General features: G+C 72.1%; 13 protein-coding genes and 1 pseudogene. 11 read left to right on the top strand and 3 right to left on the bottom strand.

What is annotated here, in order from left to right; genetic code table 11:
* Nucleotides 1–31: 31 nt before the first annotated feature.
* Nucleotides 32–310 carry a hypothetical protein gene (locus tag ABZ027_RS38510; protein ID WP_356776878.1) on the bottom strand — a complete coding sequence of 93 codons (279 nt, stop codon included), beginning with the start codon at nucleotides 308–310 and terminating at the stop codon, nucleotides 32–34.
* Between the two features lie 456 nt (nucleotides 311–766).
* Here ABZ027_RS38510 and ABZ027_RS38505 point away from each other — a divergent pair, with 456 nt between their 5' ends.
* The 9 genes and pseudogenes from ABZ027_RS38505 to ABZ027_RS38465 all read left to right on the top strand — a co-directional run.
* A complete protein-coding gene (locus ABZ027_RS38505; RefSeq protein ID WP_356776876.1) occupies nucleotides 767–1,915 on the top strand; it encodes a DUF3344 domain-containing protein in 1,149 nt (382 codons plus the stop codon).
* 49 nt (nucleotides 1,916–1,964) lie between these two features.
* Entirely contained in the window at nucleotides 1,965–3,146 is a 1,182-nt protein-coding gene (locus tag ABZ027_RS38500; protein WP_356776874.1) for a glycosyltransferase, read from the top strand.
* Complete coding sequence (locus tag ABZ027_RS38495; RefSeq protein WP_356776872.1) at nucleotides 3,143–4,570, top strand: exopolysaccharide biosynthesis polyprenyl glycosylphosphotransferase; 1,428 nt, start codon at nucleotides 3,143–3,145, stop codon at nucleotides 4,568–4,570. The genes ABZ027_RS38500 and ABZ027_RS38495 overlap by 4 nt, the downstream gene beginning before the upstream one ends.
* A 6-nt stretch (nucleotides 4,571–4,576) precedes the next feature.
* Nucleotides 4,577–5,932 carry an O-antigen ligase family protein gene (locus ABZ027_RS38490; RefSeq protein ID WP_356776870.1) on the top strand — a complete coding sequence of 452 codons (1,356 nt, stop codon included), beginning with the start codon at nucleotides 4,577–4,579 and terminating at the stop codon, nucleotides 5,930–5,932.
* On the top strand, nucleotides 5,929–7,779 hold the full coding sequence (locus tag ABZ027_RS38485) for a lipid II flippase MurJ (protein WP_356776868.1): 1,851 nt from the start codon (nucleotides 5,929–5,931) through the stop codon (nucleotides 7,777–7,779). The genes ABZ027_RS38490 and ABZ027_RS38485 overlap by 4 nt, the downstream gene beginning before the upstream one ends.
* Nucleotides 7,763–8,527, top strand: coding sequence for a polysaccharide deacetylase family protein (locus ABZ027_RS38480; RefSeq protein ID WP_356776866.1), 765 nt, complete (start codon nucleotides 7,763–7,765; stop codon nucleotides 8,525–8,527). Before ABZ027_RS38485 ends, ABZ027_RS38480 begins: the two co-directional genes overlap by 17 nt.
* 2 nt (nucleotides 8,528–8,529) lie before the next feature.
* Complete coding sequence (locus ABZ027_RS38475) at nucleotides 8,530–9,681, top strand: glycosyltransferase (protein ID WP_356776864.1); 1,152 nt, start codon at nucleotides 8,530–8,532, stop codon at nucleotides 9,679–9,681.
* On the top strand, nucleotides 9,678–10,337 hold the full coding sequence (locus tag ABZ027_RS38470; RefSeq protein ID WP_356776862.1) for a lipopolysaccharide biosynthesis protein: 660 nt from the start codon (nucleotides 9,678–9,680) through the stop codon (nucleotides 10,335–10,337). Before ABZ027_RS38475 ends, ABZ027_RS38470 begins: the two co-directional genes overlap by 4 nt.
* Before the next feature lie 2 nt (nucleotides 10,338–10,339).
* Nucleotides 10,340–11,431, top strand: a pseudogene (locus ABZ027_RS38465) (GNAT family N-acetyltransferase); the annotation flags it as partial.
* Between the two features lie 32 nt (nucleotides 11,432–11,463).
* On the opposite strand, the gene ABZ027_RS38460 reads toward ABZ027_RS38465, so the two are convergent.
* Nucleotides 11,464–12,876: a glycosyl hydrolase gene (locus tag ABZ027_RS38460; protein ID WP_356776860.1), complete on the bottom strand. Its 1,413-nt coding sequence runs from the start codon at nucleotides 12,874–12,876 to the stop codon at nucleotides 11,464–11,466.
* Between the two features lie 213 nt (nucleotides 12,877–13,089).
* Here ABZ027_RS38460 and ABZ027_RS38455 point away from each other — a divergent pair, with 213 nt between their 5' ends.
* Complete coding sequence (locus ABZ027_RS38455; RefSeq protein WP_356776858.1) at nucleotides 13,090–14,349, top strand: ATP-grasp domain-containing protein; 1,260 nt, start codon at nucleotides 13,090–13,092, stop codon at nucleotides 14,347–14,349.
* Nucleotides 14,349–15,611, top strand: coding sequence for an NAD(P)-binding domain-containing protein (locus tag ABZ027_RS38450; RefSeq protein WP_356776856.1), 1,263 nt, complete (start codon nucleotides 14,349–14,351; stop codon nucleotides 15,609–15,611). Before ABZ027_RS38455 ends, ABZ027_RS38450 begins: the two co-directional genes overlap by 1 nt.
* Before the next feature lie 51 nt (nucleotides 15,612–15,662).
* Here the strand turns inward: ABZ027_RS38450 and ABZ027_RS38445 are convergent, their stop codons facing one another.
* On the bottom strand, nucleotides 15,663–16,238 hold the full coding sequence (locus tag ABZ027_RS38445) for a hypothetical protein (protein WP_356776929.1): 576 nt from the start codon (nucleotides 16,236–16,238) through the stop codon (nucleotides 15,663–15,665).
* Nucleotides 16,239–16,967 lie beyond the last annotated feature (729 nt).

The raw sequence follows: 16,967 nt of genomic DNA, 5'->3' as shown, positions 1-16,967 counted from the left end.
GAGGCGGCAGGCATCGCGTCCGGAGTGGTTGTCAGCCCTGCAGCGGCAGGCCACCCACCAGCGGGGTGCCGTTACTGAGAGCCGTGCTCGAGCGGTTGACCGCCTTCAGCAGCAGCTCCTTCTTCTTCTTGACGTCGAGCGCATCCGACGACTCGAGCGGCTGCACGTGCACGGGCCCGTTGTTGAGGGTGGTCACCGCTTCGTTGAGGCTCTCGTGCGCCAGGTCGGTCGCACTGAGGGCGAACGCTGGCGCGGCACCGGCGAGGACCAGGGACCCGGTAAGGACAGCGGCAGCCTTCAGAGACTTCATCGTGTTCCTTTCTTCGACGACCCGAGTCGCCGGAGAGAATTTCTGACGCCGTGCACAACGAGCGCCGACCGGTCCGGAAACCCTGCGCGGGAAAGATGCCGAGTCCTCATATGAGATCCCCGAAACCTCTCTGAAGGACCTCGTTCAGGTGCTTCAGCTGCTGGGCCAACTGGGTGACGTCATCTCAGGTGACCGCCCGGAAGCGGCGGTTGACCAGATACCGCCGCCGCACCGCCGCCGGCTCCGACCCGCCCGCATTTCCGCCTCACCCATACCGATAAGACAATTTCGGAAAAATCCGACTTCACCGATCCAACACACTTGCCGGGCTTAACATGATTACCGCCGATAGCGGCTAGAGTGGCGCGGGCTTCCGGCGCGCCGATGTCGCGCGCCCCTCGCCTTCGTGCTGGCCCCTCTGAAACACCGAACCTTTCCCGAAAGGGCAACGCCGTCATGCGTAATTCCCTAGCCCCCCTGGTGCGCCGTGCGACCGTGGGCGCCCTCGCCCTCGCCGGCATCTGGGCTCCCTCCGGTGCCCTGGCGGTCACGCCCGTCGCACCGCCGTCGCCGGAGGCGGGCCGTGTCGCATTCGCCCAGCGCTACCACGCGCTCCAGCACGGCGGCATCGTCCGCGCGGCCAACGTCTCCATCAGCTGCCGTACGCCGCAGGAGGCCCGCGGATTCGCGCCGTCGCCGACGCGCTCCTGCCCGGCCGCGCGTGAGGGCATGGCCGGAGTGAACGGCGACTTCGACATGGCCTACGTCGATGTCGACAAGGACCCGAACACCTACAACTCCTCCGGGGCCGAGGTCCGTCTGCCCAAGGGCTCACGGGTCAGCTACGCCCGCCTGTACTGGGGCGGCAACCTGCGCGTCGGCGAGCAGAAGCTGCCCAAGGACAACGGGCGGGTGCTGATCGCCGAACAGGGCGGGGAGTACCGGGAGGTCCTCGCGGACACGGTCGTCGGCCACCGCGCGGCGCATGGCGCGGACGCCTTCCAGGCCTCGGCGAACGTCACGAAGCTGGTCCGGGAGAGCGGGCCGGGTGTGTACACCGTGGCGCAGGTCAACGTGGCGAAGGGCAAGTCGAAGGCCGGCGCGTGGGGTGGCTGGACGCTGGTGGTGGCGTACGAGAACGCGAAGTCGCCGCTGCGGCACCTCGCCGTCTGGGACGGCTTCGACGCGCTGAAGTCCGGCACGGCGCAGGAGGTCCGGCTGCCCGGGCTGCGTTTCCCGAAGAACGCGGGCGGCCGTGCGGGCCTGGTGACCTACGACGGTGACCGCGGCGCGAAGGGCGACTCCCTCACCCTCACGACCACCCACGTACGTTCCGCCCCCGCGCCCCGACGCACCACGGTGACCGCCCTCACCAACGCCGGCAACCCCCGCGACGACGTCCTGAACTCCACGATCAGCGAGCCCGGGAAGGTGCAGTCGCAGCGCGTGCCCGCCTACAACGGCACCCTCGGCTACGACTCCGACGTCTTCGACCTCAAGCCGGGACTGCGGCACGGCGGTGACCACCTGGCCTTCCGGCTCGTTTCGCAGCGGGACGCGGCTTGGACCGGCGTGCTCTTCGTCGCCGTCGACGCCAAGCGGTGAGACGCGTTCCCCCCGTTCCGAGTGCCAGCGTGAGCCGAGGACATCGCACATGCATCCGCCACCGTCCGACTCTCGATCGCGTGTCCTTCACCTCACCCAGCCCGTGAACGGCGGGGTCGCCCGCGTCGTGACGGACCTGGTACGGCAGCAACTCGCGGCCGGTCTGGCCGTCACGGTGGTCTGCCCCGACGGGGCGCTCAGCGCCGAACTCCGGCCGCTGGGCGCGGACGTACGGCACTGGCACGCCACGCGGTCACCGGGTCCGTCACTCGTGCGGGAGGTACGACACCTCGCACGAGTGATCGACGAGGTGTGCCCCGATCTGGTGCACGCGCACAGCGCGAAGGCGGGGCTCGCCGGGCGGCTGGCCGTGCGGGGGCGCATCCCCACCGTGTTCCAGCCTCACGCCTGGTCCTTCGAGGCCGTCGGCGGGGCCACCTCGGCGCTCGCGCTGGCGTGGGAGCGGTGGGGGGCACGCTGGGCCTCCCGCACGGTGTGCGTGAGCGAGGCGGAGCGCACGACCGGTGAGCGTGCCGGGATCAGTGGACGGTGGAGTGTCATCCCCAACGGCGTCGACCTGCGGCGCTTCGGCCCCGCCCCGGTCGGCACCGCGCGGGCCGGACTGAGCCCGTTGCACGCGGTCGATCCCGGCGCGCCGCTCGTGGTCTGCGTCGGGCGGCTGTGCCGGCAGAAGGGGCAGGACGTCCTGCTGGCGGCGTGGGACGCCGTCGCCGGCCGGGCGCCCGGCGCGCGTCTCGTCCTGGTCGGCGACGGGCCGGACCGCGACCGGCTGCGGGTGAGGGCGCCGGAGTCCGTGCTGTTCGTGGGAGCCGTCACCGACGCGGCCCCCTGGTACCGGGCGGCCGATCTCGTGGTTCTGCCGTCCCGTTGGGAGGGCATGGCGCTGGCCCCGCTGGAGGCGATGGCCTGCGAGCGGCCCGTGGTGGTCAGCGACGTCGACGGTGCCCGCGAGAGCCTGCCTCCCGCGCTGGCCGCCCGCTGCCTGGTGCCGCCCGAGAACCCGGCGGCGCTGGCCAGGGCCGTCACCGAATTACTGCTCGACCCGCGGCTGCGCGAGTCGCTCGGCCGCCAGGGGCGCCGGTACGTCCTGTCCTCGCACGACGTGCGGCACACCGCCGAGGCGGTCACGGACGTCTATCGCGACCTGATCAGCCTGCGGCCCGCACCAGGTGTCGTGCCCCCAGAGCCTAGGGAGTCGATCCACTCGTGACCGCGGAAAGCGCCCTGTCCTCCCCCGGCGCAGAAACCCGGGATCACCCACTCCCGCCCGTCGCGATGATGCCGCCTCGCGGCGCCGCACCGGGTCTACGTTTCACCCCCCGCAGGCCGCCCGCCCGGCCGGCCCCGCCGATGTCCCTGCTCGTCGCGGACGGCACGGCCGCCCTGCTGGGCGCCGCCACCCTGGCCGTGACTCAGTTCCGTCCGCTCCCCTCGGCCCTCCTGGTGGCCGCGTCGCTGGTGCTGCGACCGCACCGCACCCGCCCGTCGCCGCCGGGGGCCCTGGACGAACTGCCCACCGTCTGCGGCCGGACCGCGCTGGCCTGGCTCGCCCTCGCGACGCTCGTGGCGGCGTACCGGCCGGATCAGGCGCTGTCCGCGCGCGACTTGCTGGTGGGCTTCGTCGTGCAGGCGGCGGCGGGTTGCGCGCTGCGCGGCACCGTGCACGCGAGGTGGCGCGCGGCGCTGCTGCGCCATCCGCACGCCGCGCTCGTCATCGGTCCGGCGGCGACCGCGCAGCGCGTGGCCGCCGCCGTGCTGCGCCATCCGCAGTGCGGAGTGCGGCCGGTGGGGGTCGTGGCCGAACGGCAGGACGGCGCCGAGGGACTGCCGGTCCTGACGACCGGTGCGGAGGTCGAGCGGGCGGTCGTGCAGAACGGCGTGCGGACCGTGCTGGCCGTCCACCCCTCCGTGCGGGCCCAGCAGGGACGGCTGCTGCGCGCGCTGGCCGAGCGGGGCTGCGTGGTGTGGGAGCTCGATGCGGAATCCCCGTCGTACGCGACCCAGGAACGGCTGGCCGGATTCCCCTGCCGGCGTCTGGAGATGTCCGCGACGCACCGCGGCAGCGCGGGCAAGCGGATCCTGGATGTCCTGGTGTCGGGGACGCTGTTGCTGCTGGTCAGCCCCCTGTTGCTGGTCTGCGCGGTGGCGCTGCGGATCACCGACGGGCCGGGCGTGGTGTTCCGTCAGGAGCGCGTCGGCAAGGGCGGGGAGCCCTTCACCCTGCTGAAGTTCCGCACGCACCGCCCGGTCGACGAGCATGAGGCTGCGACCCGGTGGAGCGTGGCCAACGAACACGAGATGAGCTGGTTCTGCCGCATGTTGCGGCGCACCTCGCTCGATGAACTGCTCCAGCTGTGGAACGTGCTCCGGGGCGACATGAGCCTGGTCGGACCACGGCCCGAACGCCCTTACTACGTCGCGCAGTTCAGCCGGACCCACCCCGGTTACGCGGCCCGTCACCGCTCACGGACCGGCATCACCGGCCTCGCCCAGATCCATGGGCTGCGCGGCGACACGTCCATCGAGGACCGCTGCCGGTTCGACAACGTCTACATCGACGACTGGTCGTTGTGGCAGGACGTGTGCATCCTGTTGCGCACCGCGGCCACGTTCGTGCGCCCGACGGGGAGCTGAGAGCCGGTGAGCCTCGCACTGACGCTGCTGGCGCGCCGGGGCATCCTTGTGACGCCGGTGCTGCCCGTGGTGGCCGTGCTCATCCTGCTGGCGGTGCCGCTGTCCCCGAACGGCGACGCCGGCCCGGGGCCCGCCGACGCGGTGTCCGGGCTCGTGGTGCTGTACTGCGCGATCCGTCTCGTACGGGACGGGCGGCGGGACCTGTCGCGTACGGCCGCCGTGGTGCTGGGCCTGCCGGTCGTCGGGCTGGCCCTGGCCGCCGCGGGATCGTACGCGCCCGGAGCCGGGGCCGCCGGACTGGTCCGCTATCTGCAGATCTTCGTGCTCGTCCCGGCGGCGGTCCTGTTGCTGATCCGCGACCGGGGCGACTTCCGGCTGCTGACCTGGTCGTTCGTGGGGATCGCGTTCGTGCAGGGGGCCGTCGGGGTGCACCAGTACGTCACCCGGACCGGCGCCTCGTACCAGGGCGAGCCGATCCGGGCGGTCGGCACGTTCGGGCCGCAGGACGTGATGGGCATGGCGACGGTGGTCGCCATCGGCCTGGTGTGCGCGCTGGGCCTCGCACTGGGGCGGACGTCCGTACGGCAGCGGACCGTCGCCGCGCTGTGCGCGCTGGCGCTGCTGCTGCCGCTGGCGGTGTCGTTCAGCCGGGGCGCGTGGATCGCGACGGCGGTGACCTGCACGGCGCAACTGGCGCTGGCCGGGCTGCGACGCGCCCTCAAGGTGACCGCGGTCGTGGTCGCCGCGGGCGTGGTGCTGGTGGGCGGCCTCGGTGTCGGTACGGCGCTGCTGCAGGAGCGGATCGACAGCATCAGCCAGGTCGCCGACTCCCCCGACCAGTCCGTCGTCGACCGTTACACGATGTGGGCGGCCGCGACCGACATGTGGCGCGAACACCCGCTGACCGGCGTCGGGTTGAAGGGCTTCCCCGAATACCGGGACGCGTACGCCTCACCGGCGCTGTCGTCGTTCAGCGACACGGAGGGCGCGGGGGCCGGGTACCGGAGGCAACCCCTGCTGTCACCGCACAACATGTATCTGCTGGTGCTCAGCGAGCAGGGCCTGTTCGGGCTGCTGGCCCTCGCCGGGAGCTGGCTGGCCCTGCTGGTCTGCGGGCTGCGGGCGTTGGTGCGGACACGCAGGCAGGGGGCGCACGGACTCGACTGCGGGCTCGTCGCCTGCGGGTTGCTGATCTGGAAGCTCACCGACTTCCTGTACGCCGACATCGGCGGCCCCTCCACCGTGCTGACCGGCGTGTGCTTCGGGCTGGTGGCGTGGTGGGCGCTGGCCGGGAGCGGCGAGGCGGAGACCGGGACGCCGGCTCCGGTGGACGCGGGCGTCGAGAGGGCCGTGGCTCGATGACCGTGACGCCGCGGGCTGCGGGGCGCGGGGCCGACACGGTCGGCGCACCCCCGGCGCGGGCCACCGCGCCGCCCGTGGACGGCACCGACCTCACCGCGCCCACCCGGAGGTTCCTCGCCAAGGCGACCCTGATCACGGCGTCGCTGTCGGTCGCTGGGGCACTGCTCGGCCTGATGCGGGACCAGACGCTTGCGCAGCTGTTCGGGGCGGGCACCGAGACGGACGCCTTCCTGGTCGCGTGGACCGTGCCGGAGTTCGCCGCCACGCTGCTCATCGAGGACGGGCTGGCCATGGCGCTGATCCCGGCGTTCAGCTTCGCCCTGGTCCGGCGCGCTCAGGGGGCCGCCGGCGACCCGGTCCGTTCCCTGGTCGCCAGCACCCTGCCCCGGCTGTTGCTCTGCTTCGTCGCCGTGTCCGCGCTCATCATCGGCGCGGCCCCCTACCTGGTCGAGGCCCTGGCGCCCGGCCTGCCCGATCCGCGCCTCGCCGCCGACTGCATCCGGCTGACGGCGACCTGTGTCCTGAGTTTCGGGCTCGCCGGGTACTGCAGCGCGGCACTGCGCGCGCACCGCCGCTTCCTGCCGCCGGCCGCGATCTACGTGGCGTACAACACCGGCATCATCACCACGATGTTCCTGCTCGGCGGCACTTGGGGCGTGCGCGCGGCGGCGGCCGGGGTGGCGGTGGGCGGCGTCCTGATGGTGGCGGTGCAACTACCGTCCCTGTGGCGCCAGTTGAGGAGTCACCCGTCCGCTCCCAGCGGGGTCGCGGTCGACGCGCCCCCGAAGAACCTGGGGCTGATCAGTGCCGTTCTCGTCTTCGCCATGTGCCGCCAGTCCCAGGTGCTGATCGAACGCTTCCTCGCCTCCACCCTTCCGGCCGGGGCCATCTCGTACCTCAACTACGCGCAGAAGGTGGCTCAGATCCCGATGACCCTCTCGCTGATGCTGTGCACGGTCACCTTCCCGGTGGTGACGCGGGCGCTCGCCGACGGCGACCTGGAACGGGCCCGTGCCCGCGTCGAGCGGGACCTGGCACTGGCGTCCTGCATGGTGCTCGCCGGCGCGGCCGTGGTGATCGCCTGCGCCCCGCAGATCATCGCGATCCTCTTCCAACGGGGCGCCTTCACCGCGCAGGACACGGCGGTGACGGCGGGCGTCATGCGCGTCTACGCCCTCGGACTGCTCGGCCAGACCCTGGTGGGGGTTTTGATGCGCTCGTACTTCTCGGCGGGCCGGCCCGCCTGGTATCCGACCGTCGCGATGGCAGCGGGCCTCGGCGCGACCTTCTGGATCGGGGCGGGGACGGTGGGCTCCTGGGGCGTGTCGGGGATCGCCACCGCCAACGCCGCCGGCATCACCGTCACGGCCGCGCTGCTGCTCGTCGGCCCGAAGGGCACACCGAAGGGCACGCCGAGGGGCACACCGAGGGGGCAGGCGGGCGCCCGCGGAGCGCGAAGGCGCCAAGGGCCGGGCGCGGAGACCGCACCGAATCCGCCCGCGCGCCGCGGGCGGGGTTCCCGGGGCCGCCACCGGGCCGCTCACCGCAGGCCGAAGGCGCGTGCGAGAGCCGCGCGGTACAGCGGCTCGCGCGGGGTCCCGATCCGCACCCGACAGGTGCTGTCGGAACTGAGCGGGCTGGTGCTGACGGCGGGGGTCGCGACCGCCGCGGGGACGGTCGCCGCGGGCACGCCCCAGTCCCAGGTGGTGGGCCTCGCGGCCGGATGCGTGACCGTTGCCGCCGTCTTCCTCGTGCTCGGCCTGGCCCTGGAGATCCAGGGCTGCACGTCCGCGCTTCATTCCGTACGCACCGTCACACGAAGGCTGAGGCATGGTCGCTCCAGTTGAATCCGCCGGTACCGACAGCCGCCCCGCTGCACGGCCCGGCCCCATCCCATGGGTGGCGATGTACCACTCCGTGGGCGACTGCTCCGACGACCCGTACCGCATCACGGTCACACCCGAGCGGCTGGGAGGGCAGCTGGCCTGGCTGCGCCGACGCGGGCTGCGCGGCGTGTCCCTGCGCGAGCTGTTCGCCGCCCGCGCCCGGGGCGAGGGGCGGGACCTGGTCGGGCTCACCTTCGACGACGGATACGCCGACTTCCTCGACCACGCCCTTCCGGCGCTGCACCGATGGAACTGCGGTGCCACCCTCTTCGTCCTGCCCGGGCGGCTCGGCGGCGTCAACTCCTGGGACCCGCTCGGCCCGCGCAAGCCGCTGATGACCGCCGACGGCATCCGACGCGCGGCCTCGGCGGGCGTGGAGATCGGCTCGCACGGTCTGACGCACGTCGATCTCACCCGGGCCGACGACACCACCCTGCACGCCGAGGTCACCGACAGCAGGACACAACTGGCGGAGCTCATCGGCGCGCCCGTCGACAGCTTCTGCTACCCGTACGGCACGGTCGACGAGCGCGCCGTCACCGCCGTGCGCGAGGCCGGGTACCGCTACGCCTGCGCCATCGACCCCGGGCCCCTGACCGGCCCGCACGCCCTGCCCCGTCTGCACATCGGCCAGAACGACACCGCCTGGCGGCTGCACCTCAAGCACAAGCTGCACCGACTGCGCCGACGCCCCGTAGAGGGCCTGTGACCATGAAGGTTCTGCACATCATCACCGGCCTCGGTGTCGGCGGCGCCGAACAGCAGCTCCGGCTGCTGCTGCGGCACCTCACCGCCGACTGCGAGGTGGTGGCCCTCACCAACCCGGGCAGCGTGGCCGACGGCCTGATCGCCGACGGCGTCCGCGTGCACCACCTGGGCATGGACGGCAACCGCGACCTGTCGGCGCTGCCCCGCCTGGTCCGCCTGATCCGCGCGGGCGGCTACGACCTGGTGCACACCCACCTCTACCGCGCCTGCGTCTACGGCCGGCTGGCCGCCCGCCTGGCCGGCGTCCGGGCCGTGGTCGCCACCGAACACTCCCTCGGCGACTCCCAGATGGAAGGCCGGAAGCTGACGGCGGGGGTCCGCGCGCTCTACCTCGCCAGCGAGCGCCTCGGTTCCGCCACGGTCGCCGTCTCCCCCGCGGTCGCCGACCGTCTCCGCCGCTGGGGCGTGCCCTCCCCGCGCATCGAGGTCGTCCCCAACGGCATCGACGTGACCCGTTTCCGCTTCGACCCGTCCCGGCGCCACCACACCCGCCGACGCCTCGGCCTGCCGGAGGACGCCTACGTCGTCGGCGCGATCGGCCGGCTCAGCGCGGGCAAGCGCTTCGACGTCCTGATCCAGGCGATGACCCGACTGCCGGACGACCACTGGCTGTTGCTGGTCGGCGGCGGCCCGGAGGAGAGCGTCCTGCGCCGCACGGCGTACGAGGCCCACGTCGCCGACCGCGTCCTGTTCACCGGCGAACGCCCCTACGTCCCCGACGGCTCCCCCGGCCCCGACCTGCCCTCCCTCACCTTCGCCATGGACCTGCTCGCCTCCCCCTCCGAGGACGAGTCCTTCGGGCTGGCGGTCGTCGAGGCCCTGGCGTCGGGGCTGCCCGTGCTCTACGGCTCCTGCCCGGCGATCGAGGAACTCCCCCCGCAGGCAACCACCGGTGCCCGGCGGGTGCGCGGCGGCCCGGAGGCGTACGCCCGTGCCGTGGCCGGGGTGCGCGCGGGCGGGCCGCGGCCGCGTACGGCGCCGGACGCCGCCCACCGCTACCACATCACCCGCAGTGCCGCCCGGCTCATGAACGTGTACGCGACGGCACTGTCCAGATCATCGCCCCCCTCACCCCAGGGAGCCAGTTCGTCATGACCGACAACCACGCCCGACTCCACCGGCAGCCCGGCCCCCTGGGCCGCACCGGAATCCTGCGGCCCTGGTCGCTGCTCGCGGCCGGCGCGCTCGCCGGCGGCCTGGTCGGCGGCACCTACGGGACGCTCAAGGACCCTACGTACACGGCGACCAGCTATGTCGTCGCGGTACCGACCTCGAAGTCCGACCCGGCCTCCGCACTCGGTTTCGCCCAGGCGTACGGCCGTGCCGCCACGCAGCTGGCGGTGCTCGGGGACGCGCAGACCTGGGCCAGAGTGCCGGTCCCGACGCTGCGGCGGAGCGTGCGGACCGTCACCTCGCCGGACGCCCCGATGGTCGCCGTATCGGCCACCTCCCCGCGCCCCGGCCTCGCCGCCGACATGGCCAACGCGGTCACCCGCGCGCTGACCCGGCACGCCAACGCGACCAAGAACACCACCCACGTCGAACTCGTGCTGTTCTCACGAGCGGTGCGGCCGACCGACCCGACGTCCGCGTCACCGGTGGTGACCGCTCTGGTCGGCACCAGCGCGGGCGGGCTGCTCGGCGGTCTGGCGCTGCTCGTACGGCCGCGGCGGACCGAGGACGACCACCTGTCCCGCCCCGCCTCGGTGCCCGGCCCGGCCTCCGCCGCCGATGTGCACGGACAGCGGTGACGGTGACGTACACGACGGAACTCGTCACCGACCCCCGTGCCTTCGCCGAGGTGGCCCCTGACTGGGGGCGGCTGTACGAGCGGTGCGGCGCGGCGACCCCGTTCCAGAACCACGCCTGGCTGCACTCGTGGTGGCTGTCGTACGGCAAACCCGGCCGACTGCGGCTGGTGCTCGTGCGCGAGGGCGCCGAACTCGTCGCCGCCGCACCGCTGATGCTCCGGCGTGTCCCGGTTCCCACGCTGGTACCGCTGGGCGGGCCCATCTCCGACTACGGGGACGTCCTCATCGACGACAGCCGGACGGAGGGGGCGGCCACCGTCCTCGCCCAGGCACTGTCGGCCGCGGCCCGCACCGCGCTGATCGACTTCCGTGAGGTGCGGCCGGGCAGCGCGGTCGAGCACGTCTACGACCGCTGGAGCGGGCCGCGCCGACGGATGCCGGACTCGCTGTGTCTGGAGCTGCCCGCCGTGCCCATGGACGAGTTGCTGTCGCGGCTGCCGTCCGGCAAGGCCCAGCGTGCCCGCGCCAAGCTGCGCAAGCTGCGGTCACTCGGCGTGGAGCGGCACGTCGTGGCACCGGACCAGGTCGGGGCGGCACTTGAGCGGCTGCTCGAACTGCACCGGCTGCAGTGGCAGGGCAGGAGGGTGACGTCGGAGCATCTGCAGACGCGTTTCTGCGAGCACCTGGTGCGTTCGGTGGGACCGATGGCGCGCTCCGGCGACGCGGTGGTCACCGAATTCCGGCTCGACGACGAGGTGGTGGCCGTGGACCTCACGCTGCGGTCGCCGCGGCTCACGGGCGGGTACCTGTACGGCGCCCATCCGCGCCTGCGGGAACGCAAGGCGGACGTGGCGGTGATGCTCCTCGACGCGTGCACCCAGCACTCGGCGACCGGCGGACCGGGCACGCTCAGCCTGTTGCGCGGCGACGAGCCCTACAAGCACCACTGGCGTCCCGAACCCGTCGCCAACCAGCGGCTGCTGCTGGCCCGGCGACGCACCGCCCCGTTGATGTCGGCGGTGATCGGCGACGTGGCCGCGCGTCGGCGGGGCAAGGAGTTGCTGAGTCGCGTCCAGGAGTGGACCGGTGACGGCGGTCCCCCAGGACCCGCCGTCACCGGCGAGCGCTACCGGGTCCTCGACCACCTGTCGAGAGGCAGGCACGCCTGGCGGCGGAGCCAGAACTCGGCCCAGTCACCGAGGCGCAGCGGCGAACAGCCCAGCGGACGCAATGACGCGGGAGGTGCGGTGGGGGCGGGCAGCGTCGCCGGTTCGTCGGTTCGGCCGAAGAGGACGGATTGATAGACCTGGGAGGAACCGGGGTTGGCCGGGCACTGCCAGACACCGTGCGGACAGTAGTCGGTCAACGTGTTGTACAGCGGCTTGTGTTCATCGATCCAGGCGAGCATCCGCCGCATGTACTCGGCGTTGTCGCCATTGCGGAAGAGCCCCCATTCTGGATAGGAAATAGGCTTGTTGTGGGATTGTGCGAAGTCCACATGCGCTTGAAGTCCGTAGGGCTCCGTCACCTGTTCGTCGAACGAAATTCCCCGCGGCTGGTCGTACGCGTCCATGCCGATGATGTCTACGGTGTCGTCCCCCGGATAGCACTCCGTCCAGGGAATCGCGTCCCGGCCGCGGCTCGGCGTGAAATCGAACCGGAATTCCTGGCCCGGCACCGAACGCATGGCGTTGACGATGTTGTTCCAGTACGTCTTCCAGGCCTCCGGGTCGGGCCCGCAGCGATGGGTGTAGGTCGTGCCGTTCATCTCCCAGCCGAGCACCAGGACCGTGTCCGGCACGCCCAAGGCCACCAGCCGCTCGCCGAGGGCGCGGAAGTGCTGATCGAAGCGTCCGTCGGCGCCCTCCCGCAGCAGCCACGCGACCTCGCCGTCGGAGACGCCCTCCTCGTTGCGCTCCAGCATGGGCACGTTGAGGACGAACATCCGGTCGTCCTTCGCCTTGCGCCAGCGCGCCCACCCGTCGAGGAAGTCGGGAGCGCCCTCGATGTTGCTCCAGCGGTCGCCGGGCAGATAGCTGTGCCCGACGCGCAGTTCGGCACCGCCCAGCCACCGGCTGAGTCTCGACATGCGCGCGACGCCCGGGGTTCCGGAGTCGAGGAAGGCACCGAACGCGGGGCTCTGCTCGCCGGGTACCGGGGCCGTCTGCACGCCGGAGGAAGGGACCGAAGCGCCCGGCTGCGGTGGCTCGATGCGGGAGGGGTCGGCGGTTGCCGGTGTGAGCACGGGCTGCTGCGCTGCCGGGGGGAACGCGGTTTCCTGCGATGCCGGGGGGAGCGCGGCCTCCTGGGGCGCCGGGCTGAGTACGGCCTCCGGCGGTGCCTGCGGCGTGGCCGGCTCGGTCGCCGCGGGCGCCGTCTGCGCCATGGGGGCCGGGAGGACCGGAGTCGGAGCGTAGGGATCGGGGAGCGGTGGCATCCCCGCGAAGCTGGCGCCGGAGGCCAGCGTGGTGGAGAGGGCGACTGCCGCGGCGACGACCGTCAGCCGCCTGGTCCGGGCCCGGCGATGCTGTGGAACCATGCCTGCTTCTCTCCCCGCTCTCGCGCTGTCCTCTGCCTTTTTTCTGCTTCTGCCGCTGATTGTGCCGCTGATGTTCTTCTGCCTTTGTCGTCGGTCTACTGACAACCAGTCACATGAAGTTAGTCACACAAAATGGAATATCGCCACCGGCCTTACGGCTTTCGAGTACCTCGCTCCCCTGTAAGGGTGAGCCGATCCGAAGGAATGAAGCCTGTGCCACTGCTCGACACCCGCGTTCCCGCCGTTCTGCTGCGGATCGACCGGAATCCCTTTCACCACGGAACGCTCGGCGCCGTGCGCTCGCTCGGCAGAGCGGGGGTGGAGGTGCATGTGGTCGCCGATTCCACGGGAAGTCCCGTGACCAGTTCGCGCTTCGTCCGTGAAATGCACCCCCCGCCGCCGCCCGGGGCGTCCCCCGGCGAGATCGCCGACGTGCTGCGCCGGGTTGCCGAGCGGGTCGCGCGTCCCGCCGTCCTGGTCCCGATGGACGACGCGAGCGCGGTCGCCGTGTGCCGTATGCGCGAGGAACTCGCCCCCTCTTATCTGCTGCCCGCCACGCCAGGCGCACTGCCCGAACGTGTCGCCGACAAGGCCGAACTGGCCCGCGTATGCGCGTCGGTGGGCATCCCGCACCCGGTGACGCTGGTCCCGGACAGCCTGGCGCGGGCCGTCGACGCGGCCCGGCATCTGGGTCTGCCGATGGTGGCGAAGTGGAGCCGGCCCTGGCTGCTGCCTTCGGGGAGCGGACTGCACAGCACGGTGCTGGTGAAGTCCGTGGAGCAGGCGCGGGCGCTGTATCTGCGCGTTGAGGAGGCCGGCAGCCCGCTGCTGCTGCAGGCGTATCTGCCGCCGGGCCGGGACCGCGACTGGTTCTTCCACGGATACGCCGACCGCTCCTGCGCCGTGCGGGCGGGCGGTCCGGGGCGCAAGCAGCGGGCCTGGCCGCGCGGGGCGGGCCTGACCGTGGTGGGCCGCTGGACGGACAACCCGCAGGTGCGGGCGCTCGCCGAGCGGCTCACCGGCGAGTTGGGCTACCGCGGGATCTTCGACCTCGACTTCCGGCTGTGTGGCACGACGGGCAGCTACCACCTGCTCGACTTCAACCCGCGTCCCGGTGCCCAGTTCCGGCTCTTCTCCGACACGGCCGGACTGGACGTCGTCCGCGCCCTGCACCTCGACCTGACCCACCGGCAGCTCCCGGCGGGGGCGCCGATGGTGGGGCGGTCGTTCGTGGTGGAGAACTACGCACCGCTCGCCGCGCTGCGGCCCGCGCCCCGCGGACGCGAACTGGCCTGGCACGCCCCGGACGACCGGGCTCCCGGCCGGGCGATGCGGGCCCTGTGGTTCCGTCATGTGACCCGCCGGTTGCGAGAGCGGCTGCGCGCGGTCCCGTCCGCGCCCGGGCCGGCCCGGGTGGGCCGCCAGGCGGGCGCACCGTCCCTGTCCGACGAAGAGAACGCGAGAAGTCACTGATGTACGACTTGCTGGTGGTGGGCGCCGGCCCGTACGGCCTGTCCATCGCGTCACACGCGGCGGCCGCAGGGCTGAACCTGCGGATCCTCGGGCGGCCCATGGCGTCCTGGCGGGCCCACATGCCCCGCGGCATGTTCCTGAAGTCGGAGCCGTGGGCCTCCAACCTCGCTGATCCGGACGGTCGTTGGCGCCTGGACGCGTACTGCGCGACCCGGGGCCTGGTGGCGCGTCACGCGGAGCCGATCCCGGTGGAGACGTTCGCGGCGTACGGCCTGTGGTTCGCGCGCAACACCGTGCCGGAGGTGGACGAGCGCATGGTGAGCGGGGTGGTGGCCCGCCCGGCCGGTTTCGAGGCGGTCACCGAGGACGGGGAGGTGCTGCGGGCCCGGACGGTGGTGTTGGCGGTCGGCGTGCTGCCCTTCGCCCAGATGCCGTCGCCGCTGCGCGGCCTGCACCCCGCCCTCGTCACGCACAGCAGTCACCACAGTGACCTCGGCCGTTTCCGGGGCAAGGACGTCACGGTGATCGGCGGCGGCCAGGCGGCCCTGGAGACCGCGGCGCTCCTCGCCGAACAGGGCACACGGGTACGGGTGGTGGCGCGGGCGGACCGGCTGCGCTGGAACGACGTGCCGCCGCCTGCCCAGCGTCCGTGGTGGCGGTCGGCCCGCACCCCGCACAGTGGCCTCGGCTGCGGCTGGCGCAACTGGTTCTACGCCGAGTGCCCGGACCTCTTCCGTCGCCTCCCCGAGCCGACCCGGGTCGGCATCGCGGCCACCGCACTCGGACCGGCGGGCGCCTGGTGGGTACGGGACCGGGTCGAGCCGGTGGAGATGCTGCTCGGCCACGAGGTCACCGTGGCGCGTGCGGTGCCGGGCGGTGTCCGTCTGGAGACGGTGAGCCGGACTGGGGAGACGCGCTCCCTGGAGACCGAGCACGTGATCGCGGCCACGGGGTTCCGGGCGACGGTGGACCGGCTCGGTCTGCTCTCCCCCGAGCTGCGCCGGAGCCTGGCGACGACCACCGACGGTTCCCCCGCGGTGGGGCGTGACTTCGAGTCCTCGCACCCGGGCCTGTTCCTGTCGGGTCTGCTGACCGCCTCCGCCTTCGGCCCGTCCATGCGGTTCGTCCACGGCGCGACCTTCACGGCTGCGACACTCGTACGAGGGGTACGCCGCCGACTGCTCACCGCGCCGACTGTCGGGAAGGTCCCGGTACCGCTGGGCCGGGGTCGCACCGCGGCACCGTGGAAAACGCCCCTCTGACCGGCTGGTGCCGGGTGCCGGACTCGCTTGGTCCGGCACCCGGACGGAGCGCTATCGAGAGAAGCCGGCTCGGCCTCGTCGATACAGGATGGTGCCGCTGGTCAGCAGCAGAGCTGCCAGTCCCGAGGCGGCCAACGCGTTCTCCCTGGGGCCGGTCTCGGCGAGGGTGGGCGGCTTCGTCGGGGGTGGGGAAGGTGGCGTCGCCACCCGGACGGGGGGCGGGGTGGCCGGTGCCACCGACGTCCCCGGGGGATTGGGGGGAGGCGGTGCCACGCGTGGCGTGGTGGGGGTTTTCGGGGGCTCGGGCGGTGTGTCACCGTAGCCGCCGGGCTCGTCCGAGTCCTGGCCATAGCCGCCGTCGTCCTCGTAGCCGCCGGCATCGCCGTATCCGTCGTCGAGGCCTGACTCGGCGTCATCGCCGTAGCCGCCGCTGACGCTTGATGCGGCGTCATCGCCTGACTGGTCGTCATCGCCGTAGCCGCTGCCGCCGCTGTCGTCGTAGGGGTCAGCAGACGTGCCGGACACAGCGCTCAGCGATCCCCCTGGGGGCCCCTCGGAGGCCGAGTCCGCGAACACCGGGGTGACGCACAGGGACAGGATGCTCGTCGCGGCGGCGGTCACGACCATTCCCTTGCTCAGGTTCTGTCGCAATCTCGTCGTCTTTCTCATCAGGGAAGTGGGAAAAGCCGGCCCGGAATATTAGGGAACCGGCCGTTACGTACCGCGGCCAGGACTGACGTGCCGATGGGGCGGTTCAGTGCCTGTTCCGCCTCCCGTTACGCCGGGAGGCGGCTTCACGCCTGCCGTGGTTTCGCTGCAACTTGATCTTCTGACTGGTCAGGTGATGGGATCCGGTGAAGTGCCAGTACCGACACTCCGAGCATCGGTAGATACGGTCCGGGATCCTGTCCAGCAGTGGCTGCTTGATCAGCCAGGTCCTGGCCTCGGATTCAGTGCGAAATGATGCTTTCCCGGTCTCCGGGCAACGCGGAAAAATGATCACACCACTCACATTCTCTCCGAGGCGCGCTGTCGACTCACATTCCTCTTCAACAGAAGGGACAGAACCGATGTTGCATCAGCAGTAACCCGTCTGATCAAGCGGATGACACTCTTACGGCCGAGTAGCCCCTGAAATTAATCCGAACGGTCCTGCATAGCGGGTGATATGAATGGAGGTGATCCGATCATATGGGGCGAACAGTGAGCGCCCCGGATGAAGGAAGACCATCCATCACAGGTTGCTTACGACTCAGGAAAAGACTCAGCGGCGGTTCGGCCGGCGTGTGTGCCGACATCTCGAAGCCTGCCGTCCCCGGGGCTTGCCGTCGCGGGGCCTGCCAACCGGATCCGGGG

The organism is Streptomyces sp. NPDC006332 (assembly GCF_040612855.1).
Lineage (GTDB): Bacteria > Actinomycetota > Actinomycetes > Streptomycetales > Streptomycetaceae > Streptomyces.
This window is presented reverse-complemented; position numbering and strand designations above follow the sequence as displayed.

Bases quoted from the DNA above. Each gene is read 5' to 3' on its own strand.
- ABZ027_RS38510 (WP_356776878.1), bottom strand. From the start codon at position 310: ATGAAGTCTCTGAAGGCTGCCGCTGTCCTTACCGGGTCCCTGGTCCTC.
- ABZ027_RS38505 (WP_356776876.1), top strand. From the start codon at position 767: ATGCGTAATTCCCTAGCCCCCCTGGTGCGCCGTGCGACCGTGGGCGCC.
- ABZ027_RS38500 (WP_356776874.1), top strand. From the start codon at position 1,965: ATGCATCCGCCACCGTCCGACTCTCGATCGCGTGTCCTTCACCTCACC.
- ABZ027_RS38485 (WP_356776868.1), top strand. From the start codon at position 5,929: ATGACCGTGACGCCGCGGGCTGCGGGGCGCGGGGCCGACACGGTCGGC.
- ABZ027_RS38480 (WP_356776866.1), top strand. From the start codon at position 7,763: ATGGTCGCTCCAGTTGAATCCGCCGGTACCGACAGCCGCCCCGCTGCA.
- ABZ027_RS38475 (WP_356776864.1), top strand. From the start codon at position 8,530: ATGAAGGTTCTGCACATCATCACCGGCCTCGGTGTCGGCGGCGCCGAA.
- ABZ027_RS38470 (WP_356776862.1), top strand. From the start codon at position 9,678: ATGACCGACAACCACGCCCGACTCCACCGGCAGCCCGGCCCCCTGGGC.
- ABZ027_RS38460 (WP_356776860.1), bottom strand. From the start codon at position 12,876: ATGGTTCCACAGCATCGCCGGGCCCGGACCAGGCGGCTGACGGTCGTC.
- ABZ027_RS38450 (WP_356776856.1), top strand. From the start codon at position 14,349: ATGTACGACTTGCTGGTGGTGGGCGCCGGCCCGTACGGCCTGTCCATC.
- ABZ027_RS38445 (WP_356776929.1), bottom strand. From the start codon at position 16,238: ATGGTCGTGACCGCCGCCGCGACGAGCATCCTGTCCCTGTGCGTCACC.